This window comes from Rhizobium sp. Leaf262 (assembly GCF_001422245.1).
Taxonomy (GTDB): domain Bacteria; phylum Pseudomonadota; class Alphaproteobacteria; order Rhizobiales; family Rhizobiaceae; genus Agrobacterium.
The window spans coordinates 123,051-138,294 of record NZ_LMMM01000007.1 but is presented as its reverse complement, the minus strand read 5'-3'; the positions used below and the strand labels follow the sequence as shown (position 1 = coordinate 138,294).

Annotated in this window: 12 protein-coding genes, 1 tRNA gene and 1 pseudogene; 11 read left to right on the top strand and 3 right to left on the bottom strand. The window is 52.3% G+C overall.

Features of this window, described 5'->3' with window-relative positions:
- The first annotated feature begins 1 nt into the window (after nucleotide 1).
- Genes ASF29_RS09645 through ASF29_RS09605 form a run of 9 tightly spaced genes read left to right on the top strand, consistent with a single transcriptional unit; the run spans nucleotide 2 to nucleotide 9,356 of the window.
- Nucleotides 2-556 carry an HAD family hydrolase gene (locus tag ASF29_RS09645; protein WP_062450473.1) on the top strand — a complete coding sequence of 185 codons (555 nt, stop codon included), beginning with the start codon at nucleotides 2-4 and terminating at the stop codon, nucleotides 554-556.
- A 47-nt stretch (nucleotides 557-603) separates the two neighbouring features.
- Nucleotides 604-2,130: a radical SAM protein gene (locus tag ASF29_RS09640; protein WP_062450472.1), complete on the top strand. Its 1,527-nt coding sequence runs from the start codon at nucleotides 604-606 to the stop codon at nucleotides 2,128-2,130.
- 7 nt (nucleotides 2,131-2,137) lie between these two features.
- Nucleotides 2,138-3,133, top strand: a complete 996-nt coding sequence (locus ASF29_RS09635) for a kinase (RefSeq protein WP_062450471.1) — start codon at nucleotides 2,138-2,140, stop codon at nucleotides 3,131-3,133.
- 1 nt (nucleotide 3,134) lies between these two features.
- Nucleotides 3,135-4,088: a GDP-L-fucose synthase gene (locus ASF29_RS09630; protein WP_062450470.1), complete on the top strand. Its 954-nt coding sequence runs from the start codon at nucleotides 3,135-3,137 to the stop codon at nucleotides 4,086-4,088.
- 1 nt (nucleotide 4,089) lies between these two features.
- Complete coding sequence (locus ASF29_RS09625; protein ID WP_062450469.1) at nucleotides 4,090-4,902, top strand: transketolase; 813 nt, start codon at nucleotides 4,090-4,092, stop codon at nucleotides 4,900-4,902.
- The gene (locus ASF29_RS09620; protein ID WP_062450468.1) at nucleotides 4,899-5,864 is read left to right on the top strand and encodes a transketolase C-terminal domain-containing protein; all 966 of its coding nucleotides are present in this window, start codon (nucleotides 4,899-4,901) and stop codon (nucleotides 5,862-5,864) included. Before ASF29_RS09625 ends, ASF29_RS09620 begins: the two co-directional genes overlap by 4 nt.
- A 36-nt stretch (nucleotides 5,865-5,900) precedes the next feature.
- Nucleotides 5,901-7,073: a DegT/DnrJ/EryC1/StrS family aminotransferase gene (locus tag ASF29_RS09615; protein ID WP_062450467.1), complete on the top strand. Its 1,173-nt coding sequence runs from the start codon at nucleotides 5,901-5,903 to the stop codon at nucleotides 7,071-7,073.
- A 30-nt stretch (nucleotides 7,074-7,103) separates the two neighbouring features.
- Nucleotides 7,104-8,414 (top strand): sugar phosphate nucleotidyltransferase, encoded by a 1,311-nt coding sequence (locus ASF29_RS23915; RefSeq protein ID WP_082453441.1) that lies wholly within the window; start codon nucleotides 7,104-7,106, stop codon nucleotides 8,412-8,414.
- A gap of 3 nt (nucleotides 8,415-8,417) precedes the next feature.
- On the top strand, nucleotides 8,418-9,356 hold the full coding sequence (locus tag ASF29_RS09605; RefSeq protein WP_062450466.1) for an NAD-dependent epimerase/dehydratase: 939 nt from the start codon (nucleotides 8,418-8,420) through the stop codon (nucleotides 9,354-9,356).
- A 451-nt stretch (nucleotides 9,357-9,807) separates the two neighbouring features.
- Here ASF29_RS09605 and ASF29_RS09600 read toward each other — a convergent pair.
- The 3 genes and pseudogenes from ASF29_RS09600 to ASF29_RS09590 form a co-directional block, all read right to left on the bottom strand.
- Nucleotides 9,808-10,866 (bottom strand): annotated as a pseudogene (locus ASF29_RS09600) (IS3 family transposase).
- Between the two features lie 169 nt (nucleotides 10,867-11,035).
- On the bottom strand, nucleotides 11,036-12,685 hold the full coding sequence (gene mqo / locus ASF29_RS09595; protein WP_082453449.1) for a malate dehydrogenase (quinone): 1,650 nt from the start codon (nucleotides 12,683-12,685) through the stop codon (nucleotides 11,036-11,038).
- Between the two features lie 448 nt (nucleotides 12,686-13,133).
- Nucleotides 13,134-13,547: a hypothetical protein gene (locus ASF29_RS09590; protein WP_062450464.1), complete on the bottom strand. Its 414-nt coding sequence runs from the start codon at nucleotides 13,545-13,547 to the stop codon at nucleotides 13,134-13,136.
- 244 nt (nucleotides 13,548-13,791) lie between these two features.
- Here ASF29_RS09590 and ASF29_RS09585 point away from each other — a divergent pair.
- Nucleotides 13,792-13,868, top strand: a tRNA-Pro gene (locus ASF29_RS09585).
- 278 nt (nucleotides 13,869-14,146) lie between these two features.
- Nucleotides 14,147-15,196 carry a LacI family DNA-binding transcriptional regulator gene (locus ASF29_RS09580; RefSeq protein WP_082453440.1) on the top strand — a complete coding sequence of 350 codons (1,050 nt, stop codon included), beginning with the start codon at nucleotides 14,147-14,149 and terminating at the stop codon, nucleotides 15,194-15,196.
- The last annotated feature ends 48 nt before the right edge of the window (nucleotides 15,197-15,244 follow it).

The window sequence follows — 15,244 nt, the reverse complement described above, 5'->3', positions numbered from 1 at the left end:
CATGAAGAAAGCCGCATTGTTTCTGGACCGTGATGGGGTAATCAATGAAGATCTGGGATATGTTCACAAGGTTGAAAACTTTCACTTCATAGATGGAATATTCAAGCTTTGCCAGTATGCCAGAAAAGCTGGAATGATGATTTTCGTGGTTACAAATCAGGCTGGTATTGGTCGCGGTTATTATACGGAAAGCCAGTTTTACGCGTTGACAGAATGGATGGTCAGTCGGTTTTCTGAAGAAGGTGTTGCGATTGACGGCGTGTATTTCTGCCCCTTCCACCCAATTCATGGTATCGGTGAGTACAAAATTGAGTCGCTCGATCGAAAGCCTGGAGCAGGCATGATTTTGCGGGCTGCCGCCGAACACAACCTCGATTTGGAGAACTCCATATTGATAGGGGACCGGGAATGGGACATAGCAGCTGCCCAAAATGCTGGTATCGGGACTTCTGTGTTATTAACAGATCAGAACAATCCTATGCCGCCGACGCCAGATATTGTCGTCGCGAGTTTGCACGATGCGGTGAGATTGCTTTTCCCACAGTCAGTTGAATAACCAGTATCCTGTCAAGGTGCAGTCTGGGTAATCGGTAGGAATATATGATGGATGCGCTTTTTGTTAACCCAGATTCATCGGCTAAGGCCTATCAGGATTTAGCCAAAACTTTTGCGGCGATAGAGCCGCCCACATGGTCGTTGCTACTTGCCGAGTCCTGTCGTAGCAAAGGCTATGGGGTAGGAATTCTGGACTGTGATGCTGAGCGCCTCTCTCTTGAAAAATCCGTCAAGCGCATTGAAGAAGCGAAGCCCCGCCTGATTGTTATGGTTCTCTATGGACAGAATCCTAATTCTGGTACAACCAGCATGATCGGGGCCATTCAACTGGCGCGCGCTATCAAGGAGGCTGGCATTTTTGCCCCGGTCTGTTTTGTCGGATCTCATACGAGCGCTTTGCCAAGGGAAGTTCTCGCTTACGACTGCGTGGACCTCGTTTTGCTAAACGAAGGCGTCTATGCCCTTCACAATTTGCTGGCTTCAAATCTAAAGGATGACATCACTTCCATAAAGGGTATCGGGTACAAGGAGGCAAACGGCATCAGCAAGCCTTTGTTGGTTCTCAATCCGCCCGAGCGCGTCGTGCCGCAGAGCCATATGGACGCCGATCTTCCTGGTTATGCTTGGGACCTTCTGCCATATGAAGAAAGACCACTCGATCTTTACAGAGCGCATTTCTGGCATGCTGGCTTCGATCATCACAAGCGAACTCCCTTCGCTGCGATTTATACCTCCCTTGGCTGCCAGTTTGCATGCAATTTCTGCATGATCAACATTGTCAATCGTGTCGACAATAACGAACTCATCGATGCGTCGCACTCGCGAGGGATGCGCTTCTGGAGCCCCGAATGGGTGGCGCGCGAGATGCGCAAACTGGCGGACATGGGCGTAGAGACGCTCCGTATAAGTGATGAGATGTTCTTCCTGAACCGAAAGTATTATCTTCCCATTCTGGAAAACTGCATCGTTGAAGACTATGGCTTCAACATGTGGACCTATTCCCGCATCGATACCGTCAGGCCTGCCGCATTGGAGACATTCAAGCGGGCAGGCGTGAACTGGTTGGCGCTCGGCGTAGAAGCGGGTAATCAGCTTGTGCGACAGGAAGTTTCGAAAGGTACCTTCAAGGAGGTCAATATTCGTGAAGTTTGCAAGACGATTGCGGATGCTGACATCAATATTATTTCCAACTACATTTTCGGTTTCCCAGAAGACAATCATGAAACGATGCAGCAGACTCTCGACTTGGCGCTTGAACTTAACACAGAGATGGCGAACATGTATCCTTGTCAGGCTCTTCCAGGGAGCCCGCTGTATCACACCGTAAAAGAGAAGGGTTGGGATTTGCCATCAAGCTACGAGGCATTTGCTTTCCTGTCCTATGAGAGCGAGCCGATGAGAACAAATTACCTCACCGCAGGAGAAGTTTTGAAATTCCGGGACGACGCTTGGCAAACCTACTTCACCAATCCGGCTTATTTGGATCTCGTTCAGAACCGTTTCGGCACGGGTCAGCGTGAGAATGTAGAGGAAATGGCTAAAATTTCACTCAAGCGCAAACTTCTCGGGAATTGATGATGCAATGATCATTACCAAAACACCATTCCGAATCTCTTTTTTTGGCGGAGGAACGGATTATCCAGATTGGTACCGGGAGCACGGTGGATCTGTGCTTGCGACGTCGATTGACAAATATTGTTACATTACATGCCGACGGTTGCCGCCCTTTTTCGACCACAAACACCGTATCGTCTATTCTAAAATTGAGAATGTGAAGTCCATCAACGAAATCGTCCATCCCGCGGTCCGTAACGTCATGCAATGGATGAATGTAACAGAAGGCTTGGAGATTCACCATGATGGTGACTTGCCAGCTCGCTCAGGGCTTGGCTCCAGTTCCTCTTTTACGGTTGGTCTTATCCACGCGATCAACGCGCTTCGAGGACAATACACGTCTAAAAAGCAACTCGCGCTGGATGCCATTCATATCGAGCAGGAAGTTATCAAAGAACACGTAGGTTCGCAGGATCAGGCGAGTGCAGCGCTGGGTGGCTTCAACAGGATTGACTTCCTTCCTTCTGGCGACCTTGTTCACTCGCCTGTTATTGTTGAGAAGGAACGTCAGGATGCGCTTGAAGATCATATGATGCTGTTTTTTACAGGCATGACCCGTATCGCATCTGAAATTGCCAAGGCACAGATTGACAATATGACCAATAGGTACAGTCAGCTTAAGCATATGCATGCTATGGTTGATGAAGGGCTTTCTATCCTAGGTAGCAGGAACGCAAGCCTTGACGGTTTTGGGAGGCTGTTAGACGATGCGTGGAAATACAAGCGTAGCCTTTCGGCAAGTGTGTCTAATTCTGCTATCGACGATCTCTACGCAGCTGGTATCGGTGCGGGGGCGCTTGGAGGCAAGATATTGGGTGCAGGCGGCGGTGGCTTCTTGCTGGTGTTCGCTCGGCCTGAGGACCAGCCTAGAGTCCGCGATGCGTTACATAATTTGATTCATGTGCCGTTTCGATTTGAAAATGGTGGCTCAAGCGTCGTTCTCTACCAGCCGAACGGTTTTTAATATGTTCAATAAACACAGTCGCATTTATATTGCCGGGCATACTGGCCTAATCGGCTCGGCCTTTGATCGGGTTTTGAGCGAAAGGGGCTACACTTCTCTGTTGAAGCGTACCCATTCGGATTTGGAACTAACCGATAGCATCGAAGTCGATCGGTTTTTTGAGGAAACGAAGCCCGAATACGTTATTCTGACCGCTGGTAAAGTTGGTGGAATCCATCAAAATCAGGCGACGCCAGCTACGTTTATCGACACCAATCTGTCCATACAGCTGAATGTCTTGAAGGCGGCGCACAGAGCAGGTGTCGAACGGCTTGTCTTGTTCGGCTCCTCCTGCATGTACCCACGCGATTGCCCGCAACCTATGGCGGAGACAGCTCTCCTGACGGGTCATCCAGAGCCGACGAGTCTCGCCTATGCGATTTCAAAGTTGGCCGGCGTCCAGCTTTGCCATGCCTATAACAAGCAGTACGAGAGCAAGCGTTTCATCCCCGTGATTCCCAACAGTGCATACGGACCAAATGACAATTTCGATTCCGGTGTTGGTCACGTGCTTTCAGCCTTGATGGCGAGAATGCATCATGCGAAAAAAGATGGTTTGGATAAGGTTGTGCTTTGGGGTACAGGCTCTGCAAAACGTGAATTTATCCATGCGGATGACATAGCAAAAGCTGTCTTACACTTGCTAGTAATGCCGGAACTCAATATTGATTTCCCTGTTAATATCGGTAGCGGAACGGATTATGAGATTCGTGAACTTGCCGCGGCGATTGCACAGACAGTTGGTTACAAAGGCGCCCTCGAATGGGACACCACAAAGCCGGACGGCGCACCACGGAAACTGCTCGATTCTGGTAGGTTGCGTGACACGGGCTGGGCACCGGATGTTGAGTTTAAGGACGGTCTGGCAGACACCTATAAATGGTTTTTGACAAACGGACTTGGGCGGGAGGGATAGAATGGAATCGAACTTCCTGCGTGACAAGGCGCATTGGGTGTGGCGCGAGACACTTGCCGTTCATAGGCGGGCACCTGAAACGCGCATCGCGTCATCGCTCTCTCCAATAGAAATATTCGTTTCGCTTTACTATGGCGATGTCTTGCGCTTTGATGCCAGTTACCCGCTGAACCCGGAACGTGATCGTTGCGTTATCAGCAAAGGTCACGGCTCTATCTGTATGTATCCAATCCTTGCAGATCTTGGGTTCTTTCCGGCTGATGAATTACAAAAGGTCGGTATGGCTGGCGGAATTCTTGGTGGAATTCCAGACCCGATCATTCCTGGTTACGAAACGGTGAACGGTTCGCTCGGTCATGGTCTTGGCGTTTCAACGGGTATGGCCCTTGGCCTCAAAACGAAGAGTGCCAATCAGCAGGTTTTTGTTGTTTGCGGGGACGGCGAGTTGCACGAAGGTGCTTGCTGGGAAGCCATCATGTTTGCCGCGCAGCATAGGCTCGATAACCTTAATCTGATCATCGACAACAACCATATTTCGATGCTTGGCTTCACCGATGACATCATCTCCCACGGGAACTTCGCAGAACGTCTGAGGGTGTTCGGCTGGGAGACACAAGAAGTTAACGGTCATAATGTGGATGCCGTGTGTGCAGCCCTTAAGGGTATGAAAGCACAACGCAATGGAAAGCCGAAGGCCTTAATCGCAAATACTCTCAAAGGCCACGGCGTTCCGGGTCTTGAGAACCAACCTCTATCCCACATCATCAACCCAAAACCCGAAGTCATTGACACACTTCTTGAAAGCCTGACGTGACCGAAAAAGCAATTGCTATGCGCGACGCGCTTCTCATGCGAATTTGGCAAGCGATGTCGATGGATGAGAAAATATTTTTCACATGCGCTGATTTCGGCTCGCCTGTGCTGGATAAAATCCGTGAAGACTTCCCAAGTCGTTTCGTCAATGTGGGTATTGCCGAGCAAAATCTGATCAATATATCCGCAGGTCTTGCGCTGGAAGGCTATAAGGTCTTCGCGTATGCGATCGCGCCATTTATTACCATGCGGTGTTTCGAACAGCTTAGGGTCAGCCTGGCTTTGCTGTCTGAAGTCAGGCCGATGAATGTGAATCTCATCGGAGTGGGGGCGGGATACAGCTATGTAGTCTCCGGACCGACACATCAGTGTTACGAAGATATCACGCTGATGCGCGCGCTTCCGAATTTTCGGGTTTTGTCGTCATCGGACCATGTTACCGCTGCGGCGTTTTTCGACGTATGTTCGAATAATAATGGACCCAAATATATGCGTTTCGACGCACAGGTCTTGCCTGTGATCTATACTGAAGAGTTGGGCGCTCCCGATATGAGTGCGGGCTATCGTGTATTGCGCGAAGGGTCCGGAATTTGCATGATTTCCACCGGATATATGTCCCACACCGCGATGAAGGTCGCGGACCGGCTGAAAGAGATCGGTATTGATGCAACGCTTATTGATCTCTTCAACATAACCGGATTCGACCAATCGGCTGTTATCGATCTCATTTCGGCGCACAAAGGGTTGGTCACTCTGGAAGAAGGGTTCCGTGGACGTGGGGGCGTTGACTCAATGTTTTTCGAAATAGTTTCGCGTGGACGCCTTGACGTTCGGCAGCTCAATATTGGCGTCGAAGGAGGGTATCGCTTTGAACTCGGCACCAGATTCGAACTGCATGAACAGGTCGGAATTGGGGAAAATGCCGTTTATGATGCAATTAGAGACTTCGCTGCGACATTGTAACGACAAGACGACATTCAGTCTGATGCAGGAACCGACATGAAAAAATTTCCCTTGATGCGTAATAACATTTTGCGCAGTGACCTTGACGCAGTGATCGAACATCTGAAGCAGGATGACCCTATCCTCACCAATGGTCCAAATGCGCGCGCTTTTGAGGAAGAATGGAGTGAGTGGCTTGGAGTCAAATATTCTGTTTTCGTAAACTCTGGCTCGTCTGCCAATCTCATGTCGATGACGCTTTTGAAATTCGATCATCCTGAAGGTGGAGAGATTATCGTTCCACCATTGACATGGGTTTCCGATATTGCGTCGGTGCTGCAGACCGGGTTCACTCCTGTTTTCGCTGACATTAACCCACGTACGCTTGCCATGGATACCGATAGGATATTGGAGAAAATTACTGAAAAAACCCGTGCTGTCTTCCTCACACATGTTCAGGGTTTCAATGGTTTGACAGACAAGCTGATCAGTGAACTTGAGAAGCGACGCATTCCGCTGATTGAAGATGTCTGTGAATCCCACGGCGCACGACACAACAATGCTAAGGTCGGCAGTATTGGCATGATGTCGAATTTTTCCTTCTATTATGCACATCACATGAGCACGATCGAAGGCGGCATGGTTTGCACGAATGATGCCGAAACCTACCAAAAACTACGTATGCTACGGTCTCATGGCATGCTTAGGGAGAGTAGTGACGTTGACGTCAAGAAATCATATCTTGATGCAAATCCAGATTTGAACCCAGATTTCATTTTTGCGTTCCCCGCTTACAATATGCGCAATACGGAAATTGGCGGAATTCTCGGTCGCCATCAACTCAAGCGGCTCGACGATATCGTGATCCGGCGCAGCGAAAATCAGAAGCTGTTTTTCGAATTGATTGATGATAGCCGCTATCAGACCGATTTTGAGTTTGAGGGATCAAGCAATTACGCGTTCAACCTTATTTTGAAAAAGGCTGACCCGGATCTGATGTCTCGACTATCGAAGGCGCTGAACGACAATGGTGTGGAGTTCCGTCGCGGCAGTGCTGGCGGCGGCAACCAGCTACGCCAGCCTTACCTCAAAGGCCGTTTGCCGGCAGAAGCCTATGAGAGTTGCCCGTTGACCGACCACGTGCATTTTTTCGGGATGTATATCGGTAATTTTCCAGACCTTTCTGCCGCCGAGATCAAGGAAATTTGCTCCATCATTAACGCGGCCTGATCGTGAACAAGAATTGGCTGGGATAAGTTGATGGCAAACGCGGTTATCCTCGCGGGTGGACTTGGGACGCGGCTGAGGCAGGTTGTCTCGGATGTTCCTAAGCCAATGGCCCCTATCGATGGCAAGCCTTTTCTGGCTCATCAGATGGACAACTGGATGCGGTCTGGAATCGATCGTTTTGTGATTTCGGTGGGCTATCTCCGGGGAGCAATAGAGGAATATTTCGGAGACAGTTATCGTGGCGTTCCCATAAGATATGCCATTGAGGAAGCGCCAATTGGAACGGGTGGCGGTCTTTTGCTCGCTATGGAGCAATTGGATGATGACGAACCGTTTTTTTTGCTGAACGGCGACACGTATTTCGACGTCGACGCGCGAGAGATGATGGCCCTTCATAATGCCAAGGCAGCAGGAATTACTTTTGCACTTTTCAGGGCAACCGAGCCTGAGCGGTTTGGCGGGGTGAATGCCGATGCGGAAGGGCGTATTACGCAGTTTTTGTCTGGCAAAGCCCTGATTGGGCAATTAGCCAATGGTGGCGTTTACGTCATCGATCCTAAAACCATTACTAAAAAATTCCGCCCGGAGGGTCGAAGGATTTCATTTGAGGACGACATCCTCCCGGAACTTTTCGCATCCGGTGCTAGGTTTTTTGGGTTGGAAAGCAAAGGTAGGTTTGTCGATATTGGGGTTCCGAAGGATTACGCGATTGCACGAAGCATCATGTTTCAACAATCTGGAGATAGTGGAATGTATGGTGCGGAGAAACTTCTGAAGAAAAATCTTGAAGCTTCAATTGCGGCGAAGCAGAAAATGCTCGCTTCGCGAGAGCAGATGGAAGTCTTTGCTCGAGCCGCCGCCGCGGTTGTCGATTGCTATAAGGCCGGGGGACGCCTTTATATCGCTGGCAATGGTGGGTCGGCAGCAGATGCACAACATCTAGCTGCGGAATTCGTCAGTAAGCTTGCTCGCGACCGTGCACCTTTGGCAGCGGAAGCGCTGACCGTTGATAGCTCCATTTTGACTGCGATTGGTAATGATTACGGTTTCGACAAAGTCTTTGAACGTCAGATCGAGGGAAAAATGCGCGTCGGCGACATATTTCTCGGTTTCACGACGTCGGGTCAATCAGTCAATATTTTGAAAGGTCTTGAAGCCTGTAAGCGTCTGGGCATCACGTCAATTGTTTTCTGCGGTAATGACGGTGGGATGGCAAAAGAAAAGGCCGACTACTGTATTATTGCACCGGGCGAAACAACCGGTGCAATACAGGAAATTCACATTGTTCTTGCGCATTCATTGTGTGGTTGCGTCGAGAATGTCATATTTGAAGGGCGATAAAATATGAGCTACAATATTCTTGTAACGGGTGGTGCCGGATATCTCGGATCGATTTTGGTGCCAGATCTGTTGACAGACGGGCACAAAGTCACGGTGCTGGACAATTTCATGTTCGGCCAGTCGACCCTTAATCACGTCTGCAGCCATCCGAACTTTTCTGTTGTAAACGGTGATATTCGCATCCGTGACAATATAGCACCGCTCATCCAGCAAGCGGACGTCATCATTCCTCTCGCTGCCCTCGTTGGCGCTCCACTGTGCACCAAGGATCCTGTCGGTGCAAAAACGATCAATCATGATGCAATCATCATGATGCTAAAGTTGGTATCCAAAGAACAGATCATTCTGATGCCGACCACGAACAGTGCTTACGGTTCTGGGGACGATAACAATTTCTGTACGGAGGAATCGCCGCTTCGACCCATATCAAATTACGCAATCGAGAAGGTCGCGGTCGAGAAAGAGTTGATGGAGCACCCAAACGCCATCAGTTTCCGCCTTGCAACGGTGTTTGGAATGTCGCCACGGATGCGCATTGATCTGTTGGTTAATGACTTCACTTATCGTGCGGTAAAGGATGGCGCTGTTGTGCTCTTTGAGAGTCACTTTAAACGCAACTACATACACGTGCGTGATGTGTCCAAAGCGTTCCGACATGGCTTGGAAAACCATGCTGCGATGAAGAGCGAGATATACAATGTGGGCCTCTCAGATGCTAATGTTTCCAAGTGGGAGCTTTGCGAAGCGATCCGGAAACACATTCCAAAATTCACTTTCGTGGAAGCCGCGCTCGGTAAAGATCCCGATCAGCGCAACTATATAGTTTCCAATGAGAAGATTGAGGCGACTGGCTTTACGCCAGACAACTCCCTCGACTCCGGCATCGCGGAATTGATTAAGGGCTATACAATGCTGCGCAACGCGCGCTACGGCAACGTCTAAGGCCATAATCTTTAACCCGCTCGCCGTCGTTCTGAATTAAAGAGCCTGTCCGTGGGCCTGGTGCGTATACTACGGTCCATTCAGAGGTAGTTCGGTTTGTCTGACAGCTTCGGGCGTCTCGCCACGTGGATTTCCGCCTCGACCATGCCGCTACCGTCATTGGTTGCGTGGTTCACTAAGTCCGGGACAGTCTCGGGCGTGGATTAAGGGTTGATTTTCGCAAGCGCCGTTCTTGGATGCGTTTCGGTATTGTGACATGCCACCGAAGTTTCATCCGGCTTCGGTTAGAGCCTCGGCGGTTTTTGATAAGCCAAATAGTGCGGTAGGAGCAACCGGCGGAAACGCGAAGCTTCCACATTTCGTAATGTTGGAGCCGGTTGCGGCGATGATATCGGCATTGAGGTGCTCCCCGATTTTGGGCCAGCGGGAGCTGAAATTTTTAGGGGTTTTGTCAGGTCTGCGTTGGTGCCAATGAGCCGTTCATGAGCGAAATCGGCAACTCGTTGCCGATCGCGCTATGTGGCCGGAACTCGTTAAAGTCTCTACTCCAATCCGCCATCTTTGCTCGTGCCTCGTCAAGGGTCATAAACCAGTGAGCGTTCAGGCATTCAGCCCGGAACTTGCCATTAAAGCTCTCGATGTAGCTGTTGTCCGTTGGCTTACCCGGCCGCGAGAAGTCAAGCACGACGCCTCTGTGATAGGCCCAGAAATCAAGGTCTCGGGAGATGAATTCGCTGCCGTTATCGACGCGAATGGTGGCCGGATATCCGACCTTCTGGCATACCCGTTCCAGTTTCTGAACCACGTCCCCTCCCTTATAATTGAAACGCGCATCCACCGCTGGCGAGAAGCGAGAGAAGGTGTCAACAACCGTGAGAACCCTGATCTTGCGACCCGTGGCCAGTTGGTCATGAACGAAATCCATCGCCCAGACATGGTTAGAATGGGTCGGCTCCGTGCGCTCAGCCCACAGCTTCGCCTTCCGGTGTTTGGGAACTTTGTTGCGGAGCTGGAGGTCCATCTCCTTGTAAAGGCGATAGATTCGCTTCGGATTAACAGGCCAGCCGTCACGCTTTAGCAGGACATGAACACGACGGTAGCCATACCGCACGCGCGTTCGGCAGATGTCCTTGATCTTCAGCTTCAGCTCGGCCTGCTCGCCAAGCCTGGACTTGTAGACATACAGAGACCGGTCGATCTTCAACCCGGCGCAAGCGCGCCGGATCGAGACCTACCAGTCTGCCTTGATCGTGTCGACAAGCTTGCGCTTGCGGGCAGGCCTCAGAGCTTTTTTGACAGCACATCCTGCAGCATGGCCTTGTCCAGGGACAGGTCCGCCACAATCCGCTTCAGCTTGGCATTCTCTTCCTCAAGCTGTCGCAGCCGCTTCCATCTCCGAGGGGATTAGACCCGCGTATTTTTTGCGCCAATTGTAAAACGTCGCATCCGAACTGCCCGCCTTGCGGCACGCTTCTCCGATCGACGTACGTTTGCGTATCATCCAAGCCATGCCGCTATTGCGAAGGCGGCGAGGATCGCGACCATATTCCTCTGTTGGGAGGCTGTTAGCCTCATCAAATCACCTGATTGGCCAACTCATCATGCGGCACCTAAAACGATAAAGGCACGTCCTGAGACGTGCCTTTATCACTGCGCGTCAAAGCACTGAGGTCGAAAAATCAAAGCGCCATATCTGGACGCTTCACGCCGGGTTCGCCCGTTGCACCTGGGGCTGCGCTGACGGCGCTCATGTCGATCTGCGGCGGGGTGGGCAGTTGCAGGTGTTCGCTCGTATATGCCCATTCCTGCATGACCTTTTCGGGGTCCGCATTCAGCTTGGTGCCATAGCTTGGAACGATCTGGCGGATTTTGGCCTGCCATTCCGGGGTGGCGACCTTGTCCTTGAAGACCTTTTCCAGAACGTTGAGCATGATTGGGGCAGCCGTCGATGCACCCGGGGAGGCACCGAGCAAGGCTGCGATGCTGCCATCCTTGTCGCTGACGATTTCCGTGCCGAGCTTCAGCACACCGCCCTTTTCAGCGTCGCGCTTGATGATCTGCACGCGCTGGCCTGCCTGCCAAAGACGCCACTCATCCTGCTTGGCGCCGGGGAAATACTCCTGCAAGGCTGCAAAGCGGTCTTCATCGGAAAGCATCAACTGACCGGCCAGATATTCCACCAGCGGGTATTCATCGATGCCGACGCTCATCATCGGCCATGCATTGCTGATGGTCGTGGAGGTCAGAAGGTCGAAATAAGAGCCTTCCTTCAGGAACTTGGTCGAAAATGTCGCGAAGGGCCCAAAGAGAACGACGCGCTTGCCGCCGATGACACGGGTGTCGAGATGCGGAACAGACATCGGCGGAGAGCCGACGGACGCCTTGCCGTAAGCCTTTGCCAGATGCAGCATGGTGACATCAGGGTTTTCGTTGACGAGGAACGAGCCACCGACGGGGAAGCCCGCGTAATCGTCACCTTCCGGAATACCGGACATCTGGAGGAGATGGATGGCACCGCCACCCGCGCCGATAAACACGAATTTGGCGTCGACGGTGCGCTCGGAATCATCCCTGGTGTTGCTGTACGTCACGCGCCATGAACCATCCGAGTTGCGCTCGATGGCGGTCACTTCGCTGGAGACCTGCAGATTGAAGTTCTGCTGGGATTTCAGGTGCGAAACGAACTGGCGGGTGATTTCGCCGAATTCCATGTCCGTGCCGAGAGGAGACCACGTTGCGCCGATTTTCTGGCCGGGATCACGGCCTTCCATCATCAGTGGAACCCACTTCTTAATCTGCTCAGGGTCGCTCGAATATTGCATGCCGGCAAACAGCGGGCTGGCCTTCAGCGCCTCATAACGCTTTTCCAGATAGGAAATGTTCTCGTCGCCCCATACGAAGCTCATATGCGGCGTGTGGTTGATGAAGGAGCGCGGGTTTTTCAGCACGCCATTGCGCACCTGCCAAGCCCAGAACTGGCGGGAAATCTGGAAGGATTCGTTGATTTCGATCGCCTTGGAAATATCGATGCCGCCATTGGCGGTTTCCGGCGTGTAGTTCAGTTCCGCAAGAGCGGAGTGCCCGGTGCCAGCATTGTTCCAGCCGTTGGAGCTTTCCAGCGCCACCGCATCCAGACGCTCAAGCATCTCGATGGACCATGTCGGCTCCAGCTCATGCAACCATACGCCAAGCGTTGCGCTCATGATGCCGCCACCGATCAACAGCACGTCGACTTTCTTGTCGGCAGATTGCGCAAGGGCGGGTGCACCCGGCACTGCGGCAGCAGCCAGGCCAGCAAGGGCCGTGCCCAGAACCTGACGGCGATTCATGGTGAAATTGTCGTGCGAAAACCCGCTGCTCAGGCCGTTGCCTTTATCGTTTTTTGTCACGTCTTTTCCTACTGATAATTGTCAATTTGTGCGGCGCAATAACGCACAAAAGTCTGTAAGACAACTCGACATGCTTTTCGCTTTCGTCTTGCGGCCTGCGCCGGACCTGCCATCTCAGGGCCGCAAAATCGCCACAGGCCATGGCCCGCAAGCGTCATGCTTGCGGCGTTTTTCCTTGTTTTTCTAAGCTCTAGCAATGAGAGCAGCCAAAGGAACGCACATTCGGCGCACAGGGGCTAATCGTTTGAATTTGCAGAGGTGCGATAAATGCATAGCTGATCTGCGCGCTCTCTTTCAGCTATGCGCTGGCTTTGGGCGAGCAAAATTCTGACATGAAAAAGCCTGCCGGAATGAACGCGGCAGGCTTTTCGGTTCATGGTGTACAGCGTTACTCTGCTGCGAGGAATTCCGCGCAGTAGCTTGGGCCGTTGACGCCGGGACGGTCAGAAACGGTGCGAACAGAACGAATCTTGTAATCGCTGCCGACCACGAGCTGAACCGTGCAGGAGAGGTAAGAGGTGCGTGCGGACGAAATCTGGCGACCGCGCTTGCCGTCCTTGCCTTCTTCGAATTTGGCTGGAATTTTCGCCGTCTTGTAACCGCCGCGCCACGTAAAGGTCGTGGTGTTGCCGCTATCGACATCGCTCAATGGCGGGCCGTACTTGGCAAAGAAAACGCCGGCGGACTGACCCACCCAGCGCGTTTCCACGGCATTTTTAGGTGCCAGCGAAGGGGTGGTGGTGGTGCATGCCGAAAGGGCCATTGCCAGCCCTGCCAATGTGACGCTGCGAACAAACCGCATTGAAATTTCCTTTATACCGTGTCGGACGATGGGAGATGATGTCCCCTAGCAGATTTGTAACGGCGCGGCAGGGGCGACGAAGGCGCAATTGAATATTTTTTGCCACAATTGCTTTTTTGTAACGTTTCCTAGGTGTTTTGCCCGATTTCTGAGTGAGTTGCGGGTGCGTTTGACGTGTCATAAAAAATACAAACGGGCCGCTTGTCGAAAACAAACCGCTGGTCTATAGCATCGCTGCTGGTCACGGAGTGTAGCGCAGTCTGGTAGCGCACGTCGTTCGGGACGACGGGGTCGGAGGTTCGAATCCTCTCACTCCGACCAGAGATGGCAGCTTTCCTTCCTTCGGCATTTCAAAATTTCACTGTCAAGACGCATGTTCGGCCAAGGCTGATGGTGTGGAGCCGCAACTTTCGAGACTATTTTTGGGCGCGCTGCCATTTTCGTCGCTTATTACGCGAAAATCGAGGGGGTGTCGCAGATGGAATATGCCATATTGCTAAAACTGCTATCGTTTTTTCACTGCACTGCGCCCGGAAACGTTCCCGCCTTCTTCGGTTAGACCAGCTATCTGTCCAAACCCGACACGCCAAGGTTCATGGATGCCCCATAATCGCAAACGCAAAAGTGCTGTTAAAATCACGTTGCAGGACGTTGCGCGGGAAATCGGTGTCAGCGCGATCACGGTTTCGCGGGCTCTGCGTGAGCCCGACAAGGTGTCAGATGATTTGCGCAATCACATTCTCGGCGTGGTCAACCGGATGGGCTATGTGCCGGACCCGCATGCCCGTGCGCTGGCCAGCGGCACGAGCACTTTCATCGGTGTTCTCCTGCCATCGCTGTCACACCCCGCCATAAGCGCTGTCCTGAACGGGATCGAGGCGCGGATCAGGGGCACGGATTATCGCATCCAGTATTCAAACAGCCACTACGACCCGGAGGAAGAGGTGCGGCAGTTGCGCGCTTTCGCGGCTCATAATCCCGCGGGAGTCATTTTGGCCGGCACGGAACGGCTGGAAAATCTGGAGACAATGGCCAACGAGGCGGGCTGTCCGGTCGTTCAGACCATTGATTGCTCTCTGAAGATGAATGGGTTGGCAGTCGGCATCAACCACAGGCTGGCCGCCGCCGCCGCGACCCGACACCTTCTGGCGCAGGGCTATCGCCGGATTGCGATGCTTGGTTGCGGACACGACATACGGGTTCGCCTGCGGCAATCGGGCTATTGCGAGGTCATGCAGCAGGCCGGACTGTTCGATGAGGGTCTGATCGTGTGGCAAGATGCGCCACCCAGCATTCACCTGGGATCGCGGTTGATCCGCCGGCTGATTGAACAGCGGCCAGATGTGGATGGTGTGCTGTGCCACAGTGATGATCTTGCCCTTGGCGTGATCTTCGAAAGCCAGAGGCTTGGCATTCGTGTGCCTGATGATTTCGGCATTTGCGGCTTTAATGATCTCGATTACGCGACGTCGACAGAGCCGTCTTTAACAACGGTGCGCGTGCCGCGTTTCGACATCGGCTACAAGGCCGCCGATATGGTCATCACGCTGGGGCAGGGCGGCATCGTTCAGCAACGTACCACCGACGTCGGCTTCGAGTTGATGGAGCGCGGGACGACCAGACGCATGAAGAAAGCGGCTTCTGCCTAGCAAGGTATCACACCCGCAATTCTCCCCACTGCTCAAAGCAATGCGTTT